This is a genomic window from Pseudomonas cyclaminis, from assembly GCF_015163715.1.
GTDB lineage: Bacteria > Pseudomonadota > Gammaproteobacteria > Pseudomonadales > Pseudomonadaceae > Aquipseudomonas > Aquipseudomonas cyclaminis.
This window is the reverse complement of record NZ_JADDUM010000145.1, coordinates 1-21,078: the sequence shown is the minus strand read 5'-3', so window position 1 is coordinate 21,078 and position 21,078 is coordinate 1. Positions and strand designations below refer to the sequence as shown.

Here is a 21,078-nt window from a genome sequence, read left to right as displayed (position 1 = left end):
CTATGTCGCTAAATTTCCCGCTGTTGCTGGTCATCGCCGTTGCCGTTTGCGGACTCCTGGCGTTGCTCGATCTGGTGTTCTTCGCCCCGCGTCGGCGGGCGGCTATCGCGTCCTATCAGGGCAGCGTCAGCCAGCCCGATGGCGTGGTGATCGAGAAACTGAACAAAGAGCCTTTGCTGGTTGAATACGGCAAGTCGTTCTTCCCGGTGTTGTTCATCGTGCTGGTGCTGCGTTCGTTCCTGGTGGAGCCGTTTCAGATCCCTTCGGGGTCGATGAAACCTACCCTGGACGTGGGCGACTTCATCCTGGTGAACAAGTTTTCCTACGGGATTCGCCTGCCGGTGATCGACAAGAAGGTCATCGAAGTCGGTGATCCGCAGCGCGGCGATGTGATGGTCTTCCGCTATCCAAGCGATCCGAACGTCAACTACATCAAGCGTGTGGTGGGCCTGCCGGGCGATGTGATTCGCTACACCAGCGACAAGCGTCTGTTGATCAATGGCGAGTCGGTGTCCGAGAAACTGCTGGGTTCCGAACCGAACAGCCTGGGCAGCGCCGAGCTGTACCAGGAAAAACTCGGAGCGGTAGAGCACGAAATCCGCAAGGAAATGAGCCGTTACCGCGCCATGCCTGACGGCGAGTGGAAAGTGCCGGCCGGGCACTATTTCATGATGGGCGACAACCGCGACAACTCCAACGACAGCCGCTACTGGGATGACCCGAGCATTCCCAAGGAGCTGCTGGGCATGGTTCCCGACCAGAATATCGTCGGCAAGGCCTTCGCGGTCTGGATGAGCTGGCCGGAACCCAAGCTCAGCCACCTGCCGAACTTCTCGCGGGTCGGGCTGATCAAGTAATACAAGCGGCGCTGTGAACACAGCGCGACTGCTTTTCTGGGGCTTGACAATTCCGGCTCCAGGCTGTAACCATCAGGATGTGAATTTGAACACTGCGTCAATCGTCGATGGCCGCCGGTGCCACCCACTAGATATGCAGCAACTAGGTATGGATAAACCGTGACCGTTTCGCTAAGTCGTTTAGAGCGCCAGCTCGGCTACACCTTCAAGGATCAGGAATTGATGATCCTTGCCCTCACACACCGCAGCTTTGCAGGGCGTAATAACGAGCGCCTGGAATTCCTCGGTGATGCCATTCTCAATTTCGCCGCTGGTGAGGCGCTGTTCGAACGCTTCCCCCAAGCGCGCGAAGGCCAGCTGTCGCGCTTGCGTGCGCGCCTGGTAAAAGGTGAGACCCTGGCCGTACTGGCCCGTGGTTTCGGCCTGGGTGAGTACCTGCGCCTGGGGTCCGGCGAATTGAAAAGCGGCGGCTTCCGTCGCGAGTCGATCCTGGCCGATGCCCTCGAAGCGTTGATCGGTGCGATCTACCTCGATGCAGGGATGGAAACGGCCAAGGAGCGCGTGGTCGCCTGGCTGGCTTCGGAGATTGAAAGCCTCACGCTGGTCGACACCAACAAAGATCCCAAGACCCGCCTGCAGGAATACCTGCAGTCCCGTGGTTGCGAACTGCCACGTTACGAAGTGGTGGATATCCAGGGTGAGCCCCATTGCCGCGTGTTCTTCGTGGAATGTGAAATCACCTTACTGAATGAAAAAAGCCGAGGTCAGGGTGTGAGCCGTCGTATTGCCGAACAGGTAGCGGCCGCTGCAGCACTGATTGCCCTGGGCGTGGAGAATGGCCATGACTGATTCAACCGCAACACGCTGTGGCTATGTTGCCATTGTTGGCCGCCCGAACGTGGGCAAGTCCACGCTGCTGAACCACATCCTCGGTCAGAAGCTCGCGATCACCTCGCGCAAGCCGCAGACCACTCGCCACAACATGCTGGGCATCAAGACCGAAGGCACCGTGCAAGCGGTCTACGTCGACACCCCGGGCATGCACAAAGGCGGCGAGAAAGCCCTGAACCGCTACATGAACAAGACCGCTTCGGCGGCGTTGAAAGACGTCGACGTGGTGATCTTCGTGGTCGACCGCACCAAGTGGACCGACGAAGACCAGATGGTCCTTGAGCGTGTGCAGTACGTCACCGGGCCATTGATCGTCGCGCTGAACAAGACCGACCGCATCGAAGACAAAGCCGAGCTGATGCCGCACCTGACCTGGTTGCAGGAACAACTGCCGAACGCCCAGATCATGCCGATCTCGGCCCAGCACGGTCACAACCTCGACGCCCTGGAGCGCGTGATCGCCGGCTACCTGCCGGAGAACGAGCACTTCTTTCCGGAAGACCAGATCACCGACCGCAGCAGCCGCTTCCTCGCCGCCGAACTGGTCCGCGAGAAAATCATGCGCCAGATGGGCGCCGAGCTGCCGTACCAGATCACCGTCGAAATCGAAGAGTTCAAGCAGCAGGGCAAGACCCTGCATATCCATGCGCTGATCCTCGTCGAACGTGACGGCCAGAAGAAAATCATCATTGGCGACAAGGGCGAGCGCATCAAGCGCATCGGCACCGAAGCGCGCAAGGACATGGAATTGCTGTTCGATTCCAAGATCATGCTCAACCTGTGGGTGAAGGTGAAAGGCGGCTGGTCCGACGACGAGCGTGCGCTGCGCTCCCTGGGCTACGGCGACCTGTAAGGTCCTGAATGCACCACAGGGCTAAAAAATGTGGGAGGGGGCTTGCCCCCGATAGCGGTGGGTCAGTTAACAGATAAGTGACTGACACACTGCCATCGGGGGCAAGCCCCCTCCCACATTAGGTTGATGTTGTTTTCAAGATCGAGAACCCATGTCCCAATCCCCGCCCCCCAGCCAACTCGCCTACGTCCTGCACAGCCGCGCCTACCGCGAGACGAGCGCCCTGGTGGACTTCCTCACGCCGCAAGGTCGCCTGCGTGCAGTGTTGCGCAGCGCACGGGGCAAGGCGGGAACATTGGCCCGGCCCTTTGTGGCCTTGGATGTGGAGTTTCGGGGCAAGGGCGAGCTGAAAAACGTCGGCCGGCTGGAAAGCGTCGGCACCTCTGCCTGGCTCAACGGCGATGCGCTGTTCAGCGGTCTCTACCTCAATGAACTGCTGATCCGCCTGTTGCCCGCCGAAGACCCGCACCCGGCGGTCTTCGATCACTATGCCGCCACGCTGTTGGCCCTGGCCGAAGGCGTCCTCTGGAACCCCTGCTGCGTGCGTTCGAATGGCGCCTGCTGGATGACCTCGGCTACGGTTTCGACCTTCACAACGACCTGCACGGCGAGCCCATCGCCGCCGATGGCATGTACCGCCTGCAAGTCGACGCAGGCCTGGAGCGTGTCTACCTGCTGCAACCGGGCCTGTTCCAGGGCACTGAGCTGTTGGCCATGAGCGAAGCCGATTGGACCGCGCCGGGCGCCTTGTCCGCCGCCAAGCGCCTGATGCGCCAGGCCCTGGCCGTGCACCTGGGCGGGCGGCCGCTGGTCAGCCGCGAGTTGTTTCGAAAGCCCTGACATCCCCGTGTATGCTGTGCACCGTTTCTTTCCCTATTCAGGAGCGCTTCCGTGACCACCAGCAATCGCATTCTTCTTGGCGTCAACATCGACCACGTCGCCACCCTGCGCCAGGCCCGGGGCACCCGTTACCCTGATCCGGTCAAGGCCGCGCTGGATGCCGAAGAAGCAGGCGCCGACGGCATCACCGTGCACCTGCGCGAAGACCGCCGGCACATCCAGGAACGCGACGTGCTGGTGCTCAAGGACGTGCTCCAAACCCGCATGAACTTCGAAATGGGCGTCACCGAAGAAATGATGCTGTTTGCCGAGCGCATCCGCCCGGCGCACATCTGCCTGGTCCCGGAAACCCGCCAGGAGCTGACCACCGAAGGCGGCCTCGACGTGGCCGGCCAGGAAGCGCGGATCAAGGCCGCTGTGGAGCGCCTGTCGAAGATCGGCAGCGAAGTGTCGCTGTTTATCGACGCCGACGAGCGCCAGATCGAAGCGTCGCGTCGCGTCGGCGCGCCGGCCATCGAACTGCACACCGGCCGTTACGCCGATGCCACCACGCCGACGGAAGTGGCGGATGAACTGCAGCGCATCATCGACGGTGTGAACTGCGGCCTCAATGAAGGCCTGATCGTCAACGCCGGCCATGGCCTGCATTACCACAACGTAGAAGCCGTGGCCGCGATCAAGGGCATCAACGAGCTGAACATCGGTCATGCGCTGGTGGCTCACGCGCTGTTCGTCGGGTTCAAAGGTGCTGTGGCTGAGATGAAAGCGTTGATCCTGGCCGCTTCCAGGACCTGAGCGAGCACACTATAAGATTCAATGGAGATCAACATGTGGGAGGGGGCTTGCCCCCGATAGCAGTGTGTCAGTCAGCCTACTCTTATCTGATGCACCGTAATCGGGGGCAAGCCCCCTCCCACATTTTTGATCTTTATCGCAGTCCACAATTCAGCTGTGCGGCAATGCGAAGCCTTACTGTTTAGCCGATGCAGGTGTATCGTATCTGCCCTTTGCAGGCCCTGGGCCTGCGGCAGATACGTGAGGTTGTTGTGTCCCGATCCTTTTCCCGTCGACAAATCCTGGGTGGTCTTGCAGGCCTGGCCGTAGTGGGCGTCGGTGCCGGTGGCGCCTACCGCTACTGGCTGGGGAAAGTCGCCGAGTCCGAAGCGGGTCACGATTACGAGCTGATTGCCGCACCGTTGGACGTGGAGCTGGTACCAGGCCACAAGACCCAAGCCTGGGCGTTCGGCCCCTCGGCACCGGGCACCGAGTTGCGTGTGCGCCAAGGCGAATGGCTGCGGGTGCGCTTTATCAACCACCTGCCGGTGGCCACCACCATTCACTGGCATGGCATCCGCCTGCCGCTGGAAATGGACGGCGTGCCCTACGTCTCGCAATTGCCGGTACTGCCCGGCGAGTACTTCGACTACAAATTCCGCGTGCCCGACGCCGGCAGCTACTGGTATCACCCCCACGTGAACAGCAGCGAAGAACTCGGCCGTGGCCTGGTCGGCCCGCTGATCATCGAAGAACGCGAACCCACCGGTTTCAAGCACGAACGCACCCTCAGCCTGAAAAGCTGGCATGTCGATGAAGAGGGCGCCTTTGTCGCTTTCAGCATCCCCCGTGAAGCGGCGCGTGGCGGCACGGCTGGGCGGCTGTCGACCATCAACGGCGTGTCCCAGGCGGTGATCGACTTGCCTGCCGGGCAGATCACCCGCGTACGCCTGCTCAACCTCGACAACACCCTGACCTATCGCATCAACATTCCCGACGTCGAAGCGCAGATCTATGCGCTGGACGGCAACCCCATCGAGCCGCGCCCGCTGGGCAAGGAATACTGGTTGGGTCCGGGCATGCGCATCTGCCTGGCGATCAAGGCGCCGCCTGCGGGCGAAGAATTGTCGATCCGTAACGGCCCGGTGCGCCTGGGCACCTTCCGCTCGGTGGCCAATACCGACGCACCGACCCCATGGCCGCCTGCGCTGCCGGCGAACCCGGTGGCCGAGCCGGACCTGGCCAATGCGGAAAAACTCAACTTCAATTTCGAGTGGGTCGGCTCGGTGTCGGTCAACGTCGAAAACGGCAAGCCGCCCAGTCTGTGGCAGATCAACGGCCAAGCCTGGGACATCACCGACAAGACCTGCGCCGACCGCCCGATAGCCAAGCTGGAAAAGGGCAAAAGCTACATTTTCGAATTGAAGAACATGACCCAGTACCAACACCCGATCCACCTGCATGGCATGAGCTTCAAGGTGATCGCCTCGAACCGCCACAAGGTGATCCCGTATTTCACCGACACCTACCTGCTGGGCAAGAACGAGCGCGCCCGCGTGGCGTTGGTGGCGGATAACCCTGGGGTGTGGATGTTCCATTGCCACGTGATCGACCACATGGAAACCGGCCTGATGGCCGCCATCGAGGTGGCGTGATGCGCCAGATTCGCCCCACGGCGATCATCGACCGCAGCCGCGACCAGGACTTTATGCGCGAAGCCCTGGCCCTCGCCGCCCAAGGCGCCGCACTGGGCGAAGTACCGGTGGGCGCAGTGCTGGTGCAGGACGGTGAAATCATCGGCCGTGGTTTCAACTGCCCCATCAGCGGCAACGACCCCAGCGCTCATGCCGAAATGGTCGCCATCCGCGACGCCGCCCAGGCCATCAGCAACTATCGGCTGGTGGGCAGCACGCTGTATGTGACGTTGGAACCGTGCAGCATGTGCGCGGGGTTGATCGTCCATTCCCGGGTGGCGCGGGTGGTGTATGGCGCGCTGGAGCCCAAGGCGGGGATTGTGCAGAGCCAGGGGCAGTTTTTTACCCAGCGGTTTCTGAATCATCGGGTGTTGTTTGAAGGTGGCGTGCTGGCCGAAGAGTGCGGCACGGTCTTGAGCGAGTTCTTCAAGGCCCGTCGAGCCAAGCCTCAGATCTGAAGAACACCGATGAGCAAATGGGGGAGGGGGCAAACCTCTCCCACATTTGGATTGCTGTGGGCTCTATTTTTTGGCGATGATCACCGCCCGCATCGGCGCCGGCAGCCCTTCAATCGTCTTGCTGTGATCCTCGGGGTCGAGGAAGTCGCTGAGCGACTGATACTTCATCCACTCCGTCCCCCGTTGTTCTTCGACCGTGGTCACGCTCACATCCACACAACGCACATCGCTGAATCCTGCGCGGCGTAGCCACAACATCAGTGCCGGCACCGACGGCAGGAACCACACGTTGCGCATCTGCGCGTAGCGGTCTTCCGGCACCAGCACCTGCTGCTGATCGCCTTCCACCACCAAGGTTTCCAGCACCAATTCACCGCCCTTGACCAGTGTGTCCTTCAGCGCCAGCAGGTGCTCGATCGGCGAGCGGCGGTGGTAGAACACCCCCATGGAAAACACCGTATCAAAGCCTTCCAGGTTCGCCGGCAGGTCCTCGAACGGGAATGGCAGGTGCCAGGCCTTAGGCTCGGACAAATAACGCTGTACCGCCTGGAACTGGCAGAAAAACAGCCAGTTGGGGTCCACGCCAATTACGCTGTCGGCACCGGCACCGAGCATGCGCCACATGTAGTAACCATTGCCGCAGCCCACATCGAGGATGCGTTTGCCCTTCAAGTCCAGGTGCGGTGCCACACGCGACCACTTCCAGTCCGAACGCCATTCGGTGTCCACATGTACGCCGAACAGGTGAAATGGCCCCTTGCGCCACGGGCACAGGCCCACCAGTGCGGTGCGCATCTGCGCACGGGTTTCGTCGTCGCAGTCGGTATCCAGCACCAGGTCGTTCAGCAAGTCGACGTCGCTGGGCATGATCTTCGGCAGCGCATCCAACGCACTCTGCCAGCGCTCCAGGTCGCCATGACCTTTTTCCATTTTGCTGTCGAGCTGCGCTTGCAGGCCTTGGGCCCACACGGCCAGGGGAGTGCCGACCAAATGGCGGGCGAGGGGGGACAGATCAATCATGGCAGGGCAATCAACGAGGCAAAGTTAAGACACTGGAACCACGGCACGACTTTCGAGAACCCGGCCGCCAGCAGGCGCTCGCGGTGTTCTTCAAGGCTGTCGGGCTTCATGACGTTTTCGATGGCGCTGCGCTTCTGGGCGATTTCCAGTTCGCTGTAGCCGTTGGCGCGTTTGAACGCGACATGCAGGTCGGTGAGCAGCGCGTGTTCTTCAAGGTCGTTGAAACGCAGCTTTTCCGAAAGGATCAATGCACCGCCAGGCAGCAGCGACTGGCGAATGCGCGACAACAAGGCCAGGCGCTCGTCGGGGGCGATAAATTGCAGGGTGAAATTCAGCGCCACCACCGAGGCCGGTTGGAACTGCAACGCGAGGATATCGCCGTCGATCACCTCGACCGGCAGCAGCTCCTGGAACATCGAGTCCTGGCCATTGAGGTATTCGCGGCAGCGCTCGACCATGGCCGCCGAGTTATCCACAGCAATCACCCGGCAACCGTCGGTGCGCACATGACGGCGCAGGGCTTGGGTCACGGCACCCAGGGACGAACCCAGGTCGTAGAGCACGCTGTTCGGTTGGGCAAACTGCGCCGCAAGCACGCCGAGGTTTTCGACGATGGTCGGGTAGCCCGGCACCGAGCGCTTGATCATGTCCGGGAAAACCCGCACCACATCCTCGTTAAAGGCGAAGTCCGGCACCTGGGGCAGGGGCTGGGCGAATAGGCGATCGGGTTCTTTGCTCACGGTTGTTCCGGCGACGAGGGGGGGAAAGGCAGGCATTTTAGCCAAGTTGGCCCTCGTGTGCGCGGGTTGTCTGATGGAATGCTGATGCGGTGATCCCCCACTGGCCGAGCCAATAGGTAGCGATCAACAAATACGGCGCCGCCTCGAATGCGACCACGAAGCGATTGATACCGATCAGTGCGTCGGAAAACACAAACGACACCGCGCCCGCCGCCGCCAACAATGCCGAGCGTTTCGGCACGTTGCTGCCCAATCGTGCCAGCGCCCGCCAGAGCATGGCGCTGATCACCAAGGCGTAAACCACCACCGGTATCAGCAAGTCGCCAAGCCCATGGGAAATCAGGATGCTCAGCAGAATCGCGCCCACGCCCAATGCGAGAGCCAACGGCAACAGCGCCAAGCGACGGCAATCGCTGAAGTAGGCTTTGAGGTACGCGAGGTGAGCAAACAGGAACGCGCCGAGGCCAAAGATAAACAGGTCGCCCGGCCAGGCCAGCAACACATCGCCGACCAGGGAAAAAATCAGCCCCAGGCTGATCCAGCGTCGATAGTCGGTGGGCGGTGCGTCATGCAGCCAGCCCAGCAGCGCCAATATCGGCAGTGGCTTGACCAGCAGACACAGCAACATCGCGTGGGTGCTCAAGCCGTAGATAAACGTGGCGGCGCCCATCAACGCAAGAATCAGCCATGGCATATCAGTTCACCGTAATGGCGCAGTCGAAGGTCTCGGCGGGTTCGGCTTCCGGTTCCCAGGGTTGCTGGGAGGTCATGCGCAAACGGCCCTGGCCGGCGGCAAACGCCTGGAAGCGCCAGGTGGATTGGCCGCCACCGCCGATCACACCGGACTCCGTGCTGCTGTAGACTTCTGGGCTCAATGCGCGCAGTACGCCGCCGGCGGAATCCTGGATGGCCCAGCGGTAGCCGGTGGTGGGGTTGCTCGGCAGGCTGAGGATCAGGTTTTGCCCGGTTTTAAGCGCGAGCGGGCAGGCGCTCTGATTGTCCACGGTGATGTTTTGCTTCGGTGCACTGGCGCAGGCGGCCAGCAAGGCAAGGCTCAAGGGGAGAAGCAGGCGGGCAGCGGTCATGGGGGCTCCGTTGTTTGGCGACGAAGACCGAGCATAACCGAAGATGAGACAAGGTGTGACAAAGCGGGTTTTGTGTTGATTTGGCTGGCCCCTTCGCGAGCAAGCCCGCTCCCACATTTGACCGAGTGCATCCCTTGGAATGCGGTCAAATGTGGGAGGGGGCTGGCCCCCGATTTGGCCAGCTCAGGCACTACATAACTATCAGAACAGCACCTTCGCCACATCCGCAAAGCGCTTGGCAAAGTGCACCGTCATGCCTTCCTTCAGATAGTCCGGCAACTCTTCAAAACTGCCACGGTTCGGCTCCGGCAAAATCAGCTCGTGAATCTTCTGGCGCCGCGCCGCAATCACCTTCTCGCGCACACCGCCAATCGGCAGTACGTGCCCGGTCAATGTCAGCTCGCCGGTCATGGCCACGCCCTTTTTCGGCGCCTGGTTACGTGCCAGGGACAACAGCGCACTGGCCATGGTCACCCCGGCACTTGGGCCATCCTTCGGCGTAGCGCCTTCCGGTACGTGCAAGTGCACGAAGGCTTCGTCGAAGAACTTCGGATCGCCGCCAAACGACTTCAGGTTGGAGCTGATGTAGCTGTAGGCGATTTCGGCGGACTCTTTCATCACCTCACCCAATTGCCCGGTGAGCTTGAAGCCGCGATTGAGCGTGTGGATACGTGTCGCCTCGATTGGCAGTGTGGCGCCCCCCATGCTGGTCCAGGCCAGGCCGGTGATCACCCCGGTGCCGGACAGCACCTGCTCGTTGCGGAACACCGGAATGCCCAGGGAGCTTTCCAGGTCCTTGTTGCCGATCTTGATCACCGTGTCCGGCGCATCCAGCAGCTTGACCACCGCCTTGCGCACCAGTTTACCCAGCTGTTTCTCCAGCTGGCGCACCCCGGCTTCGCGGGCGTAGCCGTCGATCAATGCGCGCAGGGCGCCGTCGCTGATGCTCAGGCTGTTTTTCGAGACACCGGCTTTTTCCAGCTGTTTTGGCCACAGGTGGCGTTTGGCGATGGCGACTTTTTCTTCGGTGATGTAACCCGACAGGCGAATCACTTCCATACGGTCCAGCAACGGGCCCGGGATCGAGTCCAGGGTGTTGGCGGTGCACACGAACAGCACTTTGGACAGATCCAGGCGCAGGTCCAGGTAGTGGTCGAGGAATTCGACGTTCTGCTCCGGGTCGAGGGTTTCCAGCAATGCCGAAGCCGGGTCGCCCTGGAAGCTCTGGCCCATCTTGTCGATCTCGTCGAGCATGATCACCGGGTTCATCACTTCCACATCCTTGAGCGCCTGCACCAGCTTGCCCGGCAGGGCGCCGATGTAGGTGCGGCGATGGCCCTTGATTTCGGCCTCGTCGCGCATGCCGCCGACGCTGAAACGATAGAACGGCCGGCCCAGGGACTCGGCGATGGATTTACCCACGCTGGTCTTGCCCACGCCCGGTGGGCCCACCAGCAGCACGATGGAACCGGCGACTTCACCTTTATAGGCGCCCACCGCGAGGAATTCGAGAATGCGGCTCTTGATGTCATCCAGGCCGGCATGGTGCTTGTCCAGCACCTTGCGCGCGTGTTTCAGGTCAAGTTTGTCCTCGCCATACACGCCCCATGGCACCGAGGTGGCCCAGTCCAGGTAGTTGCGCGTCACAGCGTATTCCGGCGAGCCGGTTTCGAGGATCGACAGCTTGTTCAGTTCTTCATCGATGCGTTTTTTCGCCTGGGCCGGCAGCACTTTGCCTGCCAGGCGCTGCTCGAACTGCTCCACGTCGGCGCTGCGGTCGTCCTTGGTCAGGCCCAGCTCTTGCTGGATGACCTTGAGCTGTTCCTTGAGGAAAAACTCGCGCTGGTGTTCGCCGATCTTGCGGTTCACCTCGGCGGAGAGTTCTTTTTGCAGGCGCGCTACTTCGACTTCCTTGCGCAGCATCGGCAAGACTTTTTCCATGCGCTTGAGCATGGGCACGCAGTCCAGCACTTCCTGCAGCTCGTTGCCGGTGGCCGAGGTCAGCGCGGCGGCGAAATCGGTGAGGGGCGACGGGTCGTTGGGGCTGAACCGGTTGAGGTAGTTCTTCAGCTCTTCGCTATACAAGGGGTTGAGCGGCAGCAGTTCCTTGATCGCATTGATCAGCGCCATGCCGTAGGCCTTGACCTCGTCGGTTGGCTCGGTGGGCTGGTGCGGGTATTCGACCTCCACCAGGTACGGCGGGCGGTGGTGCTTGAGCCAGGTCTTGATGCGCACGCGGGTCAGGCCCTGGGCAACGAATTGCAGCTTGCCGTTTTCGCGGCTGGCGTGGTGCACCTTCACCAGGGTGCCGTACAGCGGCAGGGCGGAGGTGTCGAAGTGGCGTGGGTCTTCCGGCGGCGTGTCCATGAAGAACAGGGCGAGGGAGTGGTGGTCGGATTTGCTCACCAACTCCAGGGTCTCTGCCCACGGCTCTTCGTTGACGATCACCGGCAGCACTTGCGCCGGGAAGAACGGCCGATTGTGGATCGGGATGATGTAGACCTTGTCCGGCAGGTTTTGCCCAGGCAGGGCCAGGCCGGTATTGGACGAAGGGGTTTCAGCGTTTTCTGGGTCGGCGTAATCGTTGAGGTCGTAATCAGGCAGTTCTTGCTGGTCGCTCATGGGGCACCTGCATAAGGAAGTATGGAGGTTAGATGGGGCGGGCTAGCAGTGGTTTCAATGGTGGGAGTGAGATAGCAACATATTGCATAAATTATCTGCTGCCATGCGGTCGATGTGGGAGGGCTTGCCCCCGATAGCAGTGTTTCAGATCCACTGATCTGTAGCTGGCCCGCCGCCATCGGGGGCAAGCCCCCTCCCACATTTTGGCCTGCGAGCATTCAGCTGATTTTGTGCAGATAGGCGGGTAGGGGTTGCTCCGGCAATACCGATAGCACCTTCAACCGCTGCAACATCCGCTGGCGTGCCCGCTGCAAATGTTCGCGCAGGTTCAACGCCGCCGCATCAAACGCCCCATGCAGCAACAACTCCAGAATCAAGCGATGTTCAGCCAGCATCGCCGGATCAGCGCCGATCCCCAGCAAACGGTAGAAAATCCGGCTGATGATCATCGGGCTCTGGCCCTGGCGAATCAGTGCGGCGATCTTGCGGTTCTGCATGCCAGCCAGGCAGCGCTGGTGCAAGTCTTCTTCGATCTGCTCGATGGCTGCCAGGCTGCATTGGGGGCTGTCCTGGGCATCCAGTACCCGCTGCAACATCGCTTCAAGCATGTCGCGGTCGAGGTTGGGTGCGCTCTGGCGCAGGGCCTCGGGCTCCAGGCAGGCGCGCAGCTCGTAATCTTCGGTGACTTCCCGTGCGGTCAAGGGCCCGGCCAGCCATTGGGAATAGGGCTCTTTTTCCACCAGGCCTCGGTCGCGCAGGCGCATCAACGCTTCACGCACCACGGCGCGGCTGACTCCGTAGTGGTCGGCGGCGGCTTGTTCATCCAGGCGATAATGGCCGAAGGCAATGCAGGTGGACAGCGCCGCGCCGATCTCCTCGACAATGCGCTCACCCAACGGCCGGGTGTCCACCAGTTCAGCCTCGCCGTTCAGGCCCAGGTGCGCATGGCTCAGCGGCAGGCGCAGCGGCTCCATGGCCAACCCTTCTGGGTTGATCAGATAACCCCGGCCGGCGAAACGGCAAATCAAGCCTTCAGCATGCAGCAGGTCCAGGGCCTTGCGCACCGGCACGCGGCTGGTGCCGAACAATTCGGCCAACGGCGCTTCCAGTAAAACCAGGCCATGCCGGGCAGTGCCGTTGACGATCGCGTCGCGCAACACTTGGTGAATCATCGCGTAACGGGAGGCCGAGGCGGACACTGCTTTCATTACGTTCCCTGGGGCTTGTAGGACGGTGGCCGGGGATTCTCTCATAAGTTGCACCTGTCACTCTGTGCTACGTCGCTGGCACTTTTTTGGGGCCTGAAAGTGACGTCTGTTACTTTTCTGCACCAAAATGTACTTATTAATAAAAGATACATTATTCCATTGGGGCGACTCACCCACGCAACGCAAGACTTTTTTGCCCTCATCAAAACCATCTATCCCGCAGTTCTGGAGGTAAAACCTAAATCACTTAAACACAGCGACGTAAAGACTGGCACGAAAGCTGCCTTTGTAAAATGTACATTTTATGAATATGTACGTTTTATGAGGTTTTCCTGATGTCAGACGCCACGTCAATGGCCGAGGATTTCGCCAGCGGTCGCAGCGACCCGGTGCAAGCCCTCGAACAGGCACTCGATCAAGCGAGCCGGTCGGCCAGCGTTTTCATTTCCCTGACCGCCGAGCGCGCCCGCCGTGAAGCCGAAGCGTCCGCCGCCCGTTGGCGCGCCGGCCAGCCCTTGAGCGGGCTCGACGGTGTGCCCGTGGCCTGGAAAGACCTGTTCGACGTGGCTGGCAGCGTCACCACCGCCGGCGCGGCTTACCGGCGCAACGCGCCTGCTGCCTTGCTCGATGCACCGAGCGTGGGCCTGCTGTGCCGCGCCGGGATGGTCAGCGTCGGCAAAACCAACCTCAGCGAACTGGCGTATTCCGGGTTGGGCCTGAACCCGCATTTCGGCACGCCGCACAACCCTCATGGCACCGACCAACCGCGTATTCCCGGCGGCTCGTCATCGGGTTCGGCCGTGGCCGTGGCCGCCGGGATTGTGCCGATTGCCATGGGCACCGACACCGCTGGCTCCATTCGCATCCCGGCCGCCCTCAACGGCCTGGTGGGTTACCGCAGCAGCAGCCGGCGCTACAGCCGTGACGGCGTGTTTCCCCTGGCCCACTCCCTCGACAGCCTCGGCCCGCTGACCCGCAGCGTGCGAGATGCGCTGGCCATCGACGACCTGCTCCATGGCCGCACACAGACCCACAGCGCCCGCAGCCTCAAGGGCCAGCGCTTTGTGTTGGCGCAGCAGGACGTCGAGCCTGCGGTGCACAACAACCTGCTGCGCGCCGTGGCGCAACTCAAGGCCCAAGGCGCGCTGATCGAAGAACGTGAATGCCCGACCTTCCAGCCCACCCTGGACCTGATCAAACACCATGGCTGGCTCGGTTCCTTCGAGGCCTTCGCCCTGCACCAGAGCCTGCTCGACAGCGCCGATGCCGCGCAACTCGACCCCCGCGTGCGCCGCCGCCTCGAAGCTGCGCGCACGTTGCCGGCCAGCCAACTTATCCACCTGACCGATGCGCGCCGTCGCCTGCAACAGCAACTGCTCGACGACCTCGACGGCGCGATCCTGATCACCCCCACCGTGGCCCATGTCGCGCCGCCACTGGCACCGCTGGAAGCCGACGATGACCTGTTCGTCAGCACCAACCTCGCCACCCTGCGCCTGACCATGCCCGGCAGTTTGCTCGACATGCCGGGCGTCAGTTTGCCCAGCGGCCGCGACGCCCAGGGCCTGCCCACCGGGCTGCTGCTCAGCGCCCCGACGGGGGAGGACGCGCGGCTGTTGCGCGCGGCCTTGTCCGTCGAATCCGTACTTGATAATTAAGGAGACACACCATGGCTAAAGACATTCTCTGTGCATTTGGCGTCGACGTTGACGCCGTCGCCGGCTGGCTCGGTTCCTACGGCGGCGAAGACTCGCCCGACGATATTTCCCGTGGCCTGTTCGCCGGTGAAATCGGCGCGCCGCGCCTGCTCAAATTGTTCGAGCGCTACGGCCTGCGCACCACCTGGTTTATCCCCGGCCACTCGATGGAAACCTTCCCCGAGCAGATGAAGGCCGTGGCCGATGCCGGTCACGAAATCGGCGTGCATGGCTACAGCCACGAAAACCCGATCGCGATGACCGCCGAGCAGGAAGAAATCGTCCTCGATAAATCCATCGAGCTGATCACCCAGGTCACCGGCAAACGCCCGACCGGCTACGTCGCGCCGTGGTGGGAATTCAGCAAGGTCACCAACGAACTGCTGCTGAAAAAAGGCATCAAGTACGACCACAGCCTGATGCACAACGACTTCCATCCCTACTACGTGCGCAAGGGCGACACCTGGACCAAGATCGACTACAGCCAGCACCCCGACACCTGGATGAAACCCTTGGTACGCGGCGAAGAAACCGACCTGGTGGAGATCCCGGCCAACTGGTACCTGGACGACCTGCCGCCGATGATGTTCATCAAGAAAGCCCCCAACAGCCACGGCTTCGTCAACCCGCGTCACCTGGAAGAAATGTGGCGCGACCAGTTCGACTGGGTCTACCGCGAACACGAACACGCGGTGTTCACCATGACCATTCACCCCGACGTGTCCGGCCGCCCGCAAGTGCTGTTGATGCTTGAGCGCCTGATCGAACACATCCAGAGCCATGCCGGCGTGCGCTTCGTCACCTTCGACGAAATCGCCGACGACTTTATCCGCCGCCAACCGCGTACCTGATCCCAACCCAAGCAGCCCCCACCTCCCGAGGCGCGATTATGTCCATCTACAACAAGCTTGACCTGACTGGCTGGAAACCCCGGCAACTGACGTCCCAGGAAGTGCGCTTCGCCACCTGGATCGCGTTTTTTGCCTGGGTGTTTGCGGTGTATGACTTCATCCTGTTTGGCACGTTGTTGCCCGAGATCGGCCGACACTTCGGCTGGGGTGAAGTGGAGCAAGCTGAAATCGCGACCTGGGTGGCGGTGGGTACCGCTGTGGTTGCCCTGGCCATCGGTCCAATCGTGGATAAATTGGGCCGCCGTAAAGGGATTATTTTCACCGTGGCCGGTTCTGCGCTGTGCTCGGCGCTGACTGCCATTGGCGGCGCGTGGGGCAAGTCGCCGCTGATTCTGATCCGTTCGCTGGGCGGCCTGGGGTATGCCGAGGAAACCGTCAACGCCACCTACCTGACCGAACTGTATGGCGCCTCGGAAGATCCGCGCCTGACCAAGCGCCGCGGTTTCATCTACAGCCTGGTGCAGGGTGGCTGGCCGGTCGGTGCGTTGATCGCCGCCGGTTTGACCGCGTTGCTGCTGCCGGTCATCGGCTGGCAGGGCTGCTTCATCTTCGCCGCGATCCCGGCGGTCGTGATCGCGATCATGGCGCGCAAGCTCAAGGAGAGCCCGCAGTTCCAGATCCACCAGCGCATCAGCGAGCTGCGTAAAAGCGGCGCGGTGAAAGAAGCGCAGAGCGTTGCCGTGACCTACGGCGTGGATTACGACGAACACAGCAAGGCTGGCCTCAAAGCGGCGTTCCGTGGCCCGGCCCGTCGCGCCACGCTGGTGATCGGCGCCGCGCTGCTGCTCAACTGGGCAGCGATCCAGGTGTTCAGCGTGCTTGGCACGTCGGTGATCGTCAGCGTGCACCACATCTCGTTCGAGAACTCGTTGATCATCCTCGTGCTGTCGAACCTGGTGGGTTACTGCGGCTACCTGAGCCACGGCTGGATGGGCGACAAGATCGGCCGCCGCAACGTGATCGGCCTGGGCTGGATGCTCGGCGGGCTGTCGTTCGCCGGCATGCTGTTCGGCCCAAGCAACATGGCCATGGTGGTCGGGCTTTACAGCCTGGGCCTGTTCTTCCTGATCGGGCCGTATTCGGCGGCGCTGTTCTTTATCAGCGAAAGTTTCCCCACCAGCATCCGCGCCACCGGTGGCGCAATCATCCATGCCATGGGCCCGATTGGCGCAGTGGTCGCCGGTTTCGGTGCAACCCAAGTGTTGTCCGCCGGCAGCGACTGGCAGACCGCCGCGCTGTGGTTCGGCGCCTTGCCGTGCTTTTTGTCCGGCGTGCTGATGTTTGCCGCCCGCCATGTGCGTCCGGAAACCGTTCAGTAAGGAGTGTTTGATGAACCGCAAAGTTGCCTTGATTACCGGTGCCGCCAGCGGCATCGGCCAAGCCCTCGCCGTGGCCTATGCGCGCAGCGGCGTGGCGGTGGTGGGCGGGTATTACCCGGCCGACCCGCACGACCCGCAAGCCACTGTCGACCTGGTGGAACAGGCCGGCGGCGAGTGCCTGATGTTGCCGCTGGACGTGGGCGATACCGCCTCGGTGGACGCCCTGGCCGCACAGGCCGTGCAGCACTTCGGCCGGTTGGATTACGCGGTCGCCAACGCCGGCTTGCTGCGCCGCGCACCGTTGCTGGAAATGACCGATGCACTCTGGGACGAGATGCTCAACGTCGACCTGACGGGGGTGATGCGCACCTTCCGTGCGGCGACGCGGCACATGAAGGAAGGCGGCGCGCTGGTGGCGATTTCCTCGATTGCCGGTGGCGTGTATGGCTGGCAGGAACACTCGCACTATGCCGCCGCCAAGGCTGGTGTGCCGGGCTTGTGCCGGTCGCTGGCGGTGGAACTGGCGGGCCTGGGGATTCGCTGCAATGCGGTGATCCCGGGGTTGATCGAGACGCCGCAGTCCCTGGATGCGAAAAACTCGCTGGGGCCGGAAGGTTTGGCGAAAGCGGCGCGGGCGATTCCGTTGGGGCGGGTAGGGCGGGCGGATGAAGTGGCGTCGCTGGTGCAGTTTTTGACCAGTGAGGCGTCGAGTTACCTCACTGGCCAAAGTATCGTTATCGACGGCGGCCTGACGGTGCGCTGGCCTGACTGACTGATGTGCCCTCCCACATTGGAAGTGGATTTTTTCAGGAGTTTTTGCATGAACCAACTGACTAACCGCCGCGCCGTCATTACCGGCGCTGGCAGCGGCATCGGCGCCGCCATCGCCCGCGCCTACGCCGCCGAAGGCGCACGGCTGGTGCTGGCCGACCGCAACGCGGCCAGCCTCGCCGAAACCGCGATCACTTGCCGCAACCTCGGCGCCGAGGTCTTTGAATGCCTGGCCGATGTGGGCACCGTCGAAGGCGCCCAGGCCAGTGTCGACCGATGCGTCGAACACTTCGGCGGCATCGACATTTTGGTCAACAACGCCGGCATGCTGACCCAGGCACGTTGCGTCGACCTGTCCATCGAGATGTGGAACGACATGCTGCGCGTCGACCTCACCAGCGTATTCATCGCCAGCCAGCGCGCCTTGCCCCACATGGTCGCGCAGCGTTGGGGACGGATCATCAATGTGGCCTCGCAACTGGGCATCAAGGGCGGCGCCGAACTGACTCACTACGCAGCCGCCAAGGCTGGCGTGATCGGCTTTACCAAGTCCCTGGCGCTGGAAGTGGCCAAGGACAACGTGTTGGTCAATGCCATCGCCCCTGGTCCGATTGAAACCCCGTTGGTCGGCGGCATCAGCGACGACTGGAAACGCGCCAAGGCCGCCGAACTGCCCCTGGGCCGCTTTGGCCTGGCAGATGAAGTCGCGCCCACCGCCGTGCTGCTCGCCAGCGAGCCGGGCGGCAATCTGTTCGTCGGCCAGACCCTGGGCCCGAACTCCGGCGATGTCATGCCATGAGTGAGGTGTAGCCATGTGCGGACTCTGCGGATTGCTCGGCGAAGACCTGCACTGGAGTGATCCCTTGGGCGACGAACTGCCCCGGCGCCGCGAGCGCTTGCGCCGTATTGCGGCGATCAACCAGGTGCTGGCGGTGTTCCGGCTCAAGGTCGAAGACTTCCAGGGCGCCTCCTATCTGCTGTTGGGCGCCACCGGTAAACAGGCATTGGCGAGCGGCCTGGATCAACTCTGGCAGGCGGCCGAAACCATGCTCGGCCGCCCGCTGGACCCCCTCGATGCCCGGCTGTTGGATCACCTGGAGTGCGCCCCATGAGCATCGCCCTGAATGTCATCACCGGCTTCCTCGGCAGCGGCAAGACCACCTTGCTCAAGCGCCTGCTGCAAGGCGAGAGCCTTGGCGATACCGCGCTGCTGATCAATGAATTCGGCGACGTCGGCATCGACCATCTGCTGGTGGAAGAAGTCGCGCCCGACACCGTGCTGCTGCCCAGCGGCTGTGTCTGCTGCTCGATCCGTGGCGAACTCAAGGACGCGTTGCTCGGCCTGTTGCAACGCCGTGAGCGTGGCGAAATACCTGCGTTCAAACGCGTCATCCTGGAAACCACCGGCCTCGCCGACCCGGCACCGATCCTCGCCACGCTCAACAACGATGTGCAATTGCGTGGGCGTTTTCACATCGGCCTGGTGATCACCCTGGTCGACGCCAGCCACGCCGCCCTGCAAGAACGCCTGCACCCGGAATGGCTGGCCCAGGTGGCGGCCGCGGACCGTTTGCTGCTGAGCAAGACCGACCTGGCGGGCGACTGCGAGCCACTGCGGGCGCACCTGCGGGCACTCAACGCCGGCACGCCGATCCTCAACACCCATGACATCCACAGCGGCGATCAACTGCTGCTCGGCGAGGGCCTGCGCAGCGCCGAGCCGACGGTGGAAGTCAGCCGCTGGCAATTGCATCAAACCACCAGCGCCACCCACGGCGCGGCGCAAGTGTGCAGCCTGACCTTCGACCAGCCGCTGGATTGGGTGGGTTTCGGGGTGTGGTTGTCGATGCTGTTAAGATGCCACGGCGAACGAATCCTTCGCGTCAAAGGACTGCTCAACGTGAACGCCAGCAACGCCCCCATCGTCATTCATGGCGTGCAGCACTGCCTGCATGCCCCGGTTCATTTGCCTGCGTGGCCGGGCACGGATCGGCAATCGCGCCTGGTGTTTATCCTGCGTGGCCTGGACCCGGCGCTGCTAAGGCGCTCCTTTGACGTGTTCTCGCGGCGGTTCGCCGGATGATCACCCTACGCGTCCTCGGCACCTCGGTGACCTTGCTCGAAACCCTGCGCGTACGCGCCGAACAGGAACTGGGCATTCGGCTGGTGTACCAGGTGCACGACGTCGAGCAGGCCCAGCGCATTGCGGTGATGCAGCCCGACAGCTACGACCTGTACGACCAGTGGTTTCACAACGTCGACTTTGTGTGGCCGGCCGGGCGATCCAGCCCATCGACACACGACGCATCGCGCTGTGGCACGAAATCAACGACTTGCCCAAACGCGGACGCCTGTCCCCCAGCGACCGCCTGGGCAGCGGCAGCGTGCCCAGCGAGCGTTTATTCGTGCAGCACGACGGCAGCCTCGGCAGCACCGTCACCGAACGCATCAGCATGCTGCCCCTGACCCACAACGCCGACAGTTTTGCCTACCGCCCGGAGCGTCTGCCCGAAGGCTTTTGCCACGGCAACGAGAGCTGGGGCTGGCTGCTGGACCCGGCCTGGCGCGCACGCACGGCGCTGCAGAGTGACGCCGCCATCGGCGCCCTGGATGCCGCACTGGCGGTACAGGGCGCGGGGCTGGCCCGCTTTAACGACATCGGCAATATGAGCATCGAAGAGATCGACGTGCTGGCTGACATCCTGGTGCGCAAGCAGAAGGAAGGGCACTTCGCGGCGTTCTGGTCCGACGATGAAGAGGCGGCGCAGTTGATGCTCAGCCCGAACGTCGATATCCAGAGCCTGTGGTCCCCGACCCTGATGCGCCTGCACCGCGCCGGGGTGAAATATCGTCTGGCCGTGCCCCGCGAAGGCTATCGCGCCTGGTTTGGCGGTTTGTCACTGTCGCGCCACGCCCAAGGCCCGGTGCTGGATGCGGCCTATGCCTATCTCAACTGGTGGCTGTCCGGCTGGCCCGGTGCGGTCATGGCCCGCCAGGGTTACTACATCGGCAACCCGGCGCGCAGCCGCGATCACCTGAGCAGCGCTGAGTGGGATTATTGGTATGCCGGGAAGGCTGCTCGGGAAGAGTTGTTGGGGAGTGATGGGTTGCCGTTGATTGATGTGGGTGAGGTGCGGGACGGGGGGTCGTATGAGCAGCGGATGGGGCATATCGCGGTGTGGAATTCGGTGATGGATGAGCACAACTACCTGGTGCGCCGGTGGGGGGATTTCATGCGGGCGCGGTGTGTTTGATTGAGTGGGTTGGGTGCTGCTGGGTTTGTCGGGGTACATATCCGTTATTTGGGTAACGGCTGCCTATGGTTCCGCCCTTACGGC

General features: G+C 62.4%; 19 protein-coding genes and 2 pseudogenes. 15 read left to right on the top strand and 6 right to left on the bottom strand.

The features are described from left to right. The first annotated feature begins 2 nt into the window (after window positions 1–2). From lepB to tadA, 7 genes and pseudogenes are all read left to right on the top strand, one after another. Window positions 3–857: a signal peptidase I gene (lepB, locus tag IQK56_RS18330; protein WP_099585005.1), complete on the top strand. Its 855-nt coding sequence runs from the start codon at window positions 3–5 to the stop codon at window positions 855–857. Window positions 858–1,016: 159 nt separating this feature from the next. After that, window positions 1,017–1,706 (top strand): ribonuclease III, encoded by a 690-nt coding sequence (gene rnc / locus IQK56_RS18325; RefSeq protein ID WP_032886446.1) that lies wholly within the window; start codon window positions 1,017–1,019, stop codon window positions 1,704–1,706. Continuing rightward, complete coding sequence (gene era, locus IQK56_RS18320; RefSeq protein ID WP_122309961.1) at window positions 1,699–2,601, top strand: GTPase Era; 903 nt, start codon at window positions 1,699–1,701, stop codon at window positions 2,599–2,601. Before rnc ends, era begins: the two co-directional genes overlap by 8 nt. A gap of 151 nt (window positions 2,602–2,752) precedes the next feature. Then, window positions 2,753–3,441, top strand: a pseudogene (recO, locus tag IQK56_RS18315) (DNA repair protein RecO). 51 nt (window positions 3,442–3,492) lie between these two features. Beyond that, the gene (pdxJ, locus tag IQK56_RS18310; RefSeq protein WP_122309966.1) at window positions 3,493–4,236 is read left to right on the top strand and encodes a pyridoxine 5'-phosphate synthase; all 744 of its coding nucleotides are present in this window, start codon (window positions 3,493–3,495) and stop codon (window positions 4,234–4,236) included. 251 nt (window positions 4,237–4,487) lie between these two features. Next, complete coding sequence (locus IQK56_RS18305) at window positions 4,488–5,870, top strand: multicopper oxidase domain-containing protein (RefSeq protein WP_150760497.1); 1,383 nt, start codon at window positions 4,488–4,490, stop codon at window positions 5,868–5,870. Continuing rightward, a complete protein-coding gene (gene tadA, locus IQK56_RS18300; RefSeq protein WP_193901777.1) occupies window positions 5,870–6,367 on the top strand; it encodes a tRNA adenosine(34) deaminase TadA in 498 nt (165 codons plus the stop codon). The genes IQK56_RS18305 and tadA overlap by 1 nt, the downstream gene beginning before the upstream one ends. Before the next feature lie 63 nt (window positions 6,368–6,430). Here the strand turns inward: tadA and cmoB are convergent, their stop codons facing one another. The 6 genes from cmoB to IQK56_RS18270 form a co-directional block, all read right to left on the bottom strand. Beyond that, the gene (gene cmoB, locus IQK56_RS18295) at window positions 6,431–7,387 is read right to left on the bottom strand and encodes a tRNA 5-methoxyuridine(34)/uridine 5-oxyacetic acid(34) synthase CmoB (RefSeq protein WP_150760498.1); all 957 of its coding nucleotides are present in this window, start codon (window positions 7,385–7,387) and stop codon (window positions 6,431–6,433) included. Next, entirely contained in the window at window positions 7,384–8,163 is a 780-nt protein-coding gene (gene cmoA / locus IQK56_RS18290) for a carboxy-S-adenosyl-L-methionine synthase CmoA (RefSeq protein WP_191629772.1), read from the bottom strand. The genes cmoB and cmoA overlap by 4 nt, the downstream gene beginning before the upstream one ends. Window position 8,164: 1 nt before the next feature. Next, the gene (locus IQK56_RS18285; RefSeq protein ID WP_122309973.1) at window positions 8,165–8,821 is read right to left on the bottom strand and encodes a lysoplasmalogenase; all 657 of its coding nucleotides are present in this window, start codon (window positions 8,819–8,821) and stop codon (window positions 8,165–8,167) included. A gap of 1 nt (window position 8,822) precedes the next feature. Continuing rightward, a complete protein-coding gene (locus tag IQK56_RS18280) occupies window positions 8,823–9,212 on the bottom strand; it encodes a protease inhibitor I42 family protein (protein ID WP_150760499.1) in 390 nt (129 codons plus the stop codon). Between the two features lie 201 nt (window positions 9,213–9,413). After that, window positions 9,414–11,834 (bottom strand): endopeptidase La, encoded by a 2,421-nt coding sequence (gene lon, locus IQK56_RS18275; RefSeq protein WP_122309977.1) that lies wholly within the window; start codon window positions 11,832–11,834, stop codon window positions 9,414–9,416. A gap of 218 nt (window positions 11,835–12,052) precedes the next feature. Next, on the bottom strand, window positions 12,053–13,042 hold the full coding sequence (locus IQK56_RS18270; protein ID WP_122309979.1) for a GntR family transcriptional regulator: 990 nt from the start codon (window positions 13,040–13,042) through the stop codon (window positions 12,053–12,055). Between the two features lie 335 nt (window positions 13,043–13,377). On the opposite strand from IQK56_RS18270, the gene IQK56_RS18265 reads away from it, so the two are divergent. The 8 genes and pseudogenes from IQK56_RS18265 (at window position 13,378) to IQK56_RS18230 (ending at window position 20,994) form a co-directional block, all read left to right on the top strand. Next, window positions 13,378–14,700, top strand: a complete 1,323-nt coding sequence (locus IQK56_RS18265) for an amidase (protein WP_150760500.1) — start codon at window positions 13,378–13,380, stop codon at window positions 14,698–14,700. A gap of 11 nt (window positions 14,701–14,711) precedes the next feature. Further along, window positions 14,712–15,590: a polysaccharide deacetylase family protein gene (locus tag IQK56_RS18260; RefSeq protein ID WP_003210406.1), complete on the top strand. Its 879-nt coding sequence runs from the start codon at window positions 14,712–14,714 to the stop codon at window positions 15,588–15,590. Window positions 15,591–15,628: 38 nt separating this feature from the next. After that, on the top strand, window positions 15,629–16,969 hold the full coding sequence (locus tag IQK56_RS18255) for an MFS transporter (protein ID WP_150760501.1): 1,341 nt from the start codon (window positions 15,629–15,631) through the stop codon (window positions 16,967–16,969). Between the two features lie 10 nt (window positions 16,970–16,979). Next, on the top strand, window positions 16,980–17,741 hold the full coding sequence (locus tag IQK56_RS18250; RefSeq protein ID WP_150760502.1) for an SDR family NAD(P)-dependent oxidoreductase: 762 nt from the start codon (window positions 16,980–16,982) through the stop codon (window positions 17,739–17,741). A 48-nt stretch (window positions 17,742–17,789) separates the two neighbouring features. Next, on the top strand, window positions 17,790–18,539 hold the full coding sequence (locus IQK56_RS18245; RefSeq protein WP_150676730.1) for an SDR family NAD(P)-dependent oxidoreductase: 750 nt from the start codon (window positions 17,790–17,792) through the stop codon (window positions 18,537–18,539). A gap of 13 nt (window positions 18,540–18,552) precedes the next feature. Then, window positions 18,553–18,852 carry a hypothetical protein gene (locus tag IQK56_RS18240; protein ID WP_150676731.1) on the top strand — a complete coding sequence of 100 codons (300 nt, stop codon included), beginning with the start codon at window positions 18,553–18,555 and terminating at the stop codon, window positions 18,850–18,852. After that, window positions 18,849–19,823 carry a CobW family GTP-binding protein gene (locus tag IQK56_RS18235; RefSeq protein WP_122306668.1) on the top strand — a complete coding sequence of 325 codons (975 nt, stop codon included), beginning with the start codon at window positions 18,849–18,851 and terminating at the stop codon, window positions 19,821–19,823. The genes IQK56_RS18240 and IQK56_RS18235 overlap by 4 nt, the downstream gene beginning before the upstream one ends. Next, window positions 19,820–20,994: pseudogene (locus tag IQK56_RS18230) on the top strand (ABC transporter substrate-binding protein). Before IQK56_RS18235 ends, IQK56_RS18230 begins: the two are co-directional and overlap by 4 nt. Window positions 20,995–21,078: the final 84 nt, after the last annotated feature.